This is a genomic window from Streptomyces alkaliterrae (assembly GCF_007097205.2).
GTDB classification, from domain to species: Bacteria; Actinomycetota; Actinomycetes; order Streptomycetales; family Streptomycetaceae; genus Streptomyces; species Streptomyces alkaliterrae.
Genome location: NZ_VJYK02000681.1, coordinates 1 through 595, shown reverse-complemented (window position 1 = coordinate 595; position 595 = coordinate 1). Strand labels below are relative to the sequence as shown.

1 protein-coding gene is annotated in these 595 nt (G+C 80.5%); it reads left to right on the top strand.

What is annotated here, in order from left to right; genetic code table 11:
* Positions 1-595, top strand: a 595-nt coding sequence (locus FNX44_RS27475; protein ID WP_173019322.1) for a sirohydrochlorin chelatase, incomplete at both ends; no start/stop codon positions are given.

Genomic DNA, 595 nt, shown 5'->3' with positions numbered 1-595 from the left:
ACCCGGCCCATGCCACCGACCCGAGGCCCCCACTCTCGTCGCCGTCGCCCACGGCTCGCGCGACCCCGCCGCACGCCGGACCGTGACCGCCCTGCTGGACGTCGTCCGCGCCCAGCGACCCGGGCTGCGCGTCCGCCTCGGCCATCTGGAACTCGACGAACCCCTGCTCGGCGACACCCTCGCCGCGCTGCCGCCCGGCGAGGTCGTGCTCGTCCCGCTGCTCTTCGGCCGCGGCTACCACACCCGCCACGACATCCCGGCCGTCGCACGGGCCGCACGCGGGCACCACTGCCAGCTGGCCGCCCCCCTCGGCCCCGACCCGCTGCTCGCCGAAGCGCTCGCGGACCGGCTCGCCGCCGCCGGCGCGCGGGACCCCGACGGCGTGGTGCTGGCCGCCGCCGGGTCCCGCGACCCCCGTTCCGCCGCCGACGCCGAGGCCACCGCCCGGCTGCTCTCCGCCCGCCTGGGCGGCGTCCCCGTACTGCCCGGCTACGCCGGCGCCGCCGAGCCCGGCATCCCCGGCGCGCTCGACCGGCTGGCCGCACTCGGCTGCCGCCGCCCGGCGGTCGCGTCCTACTTCACCGCCCCCGGCCAC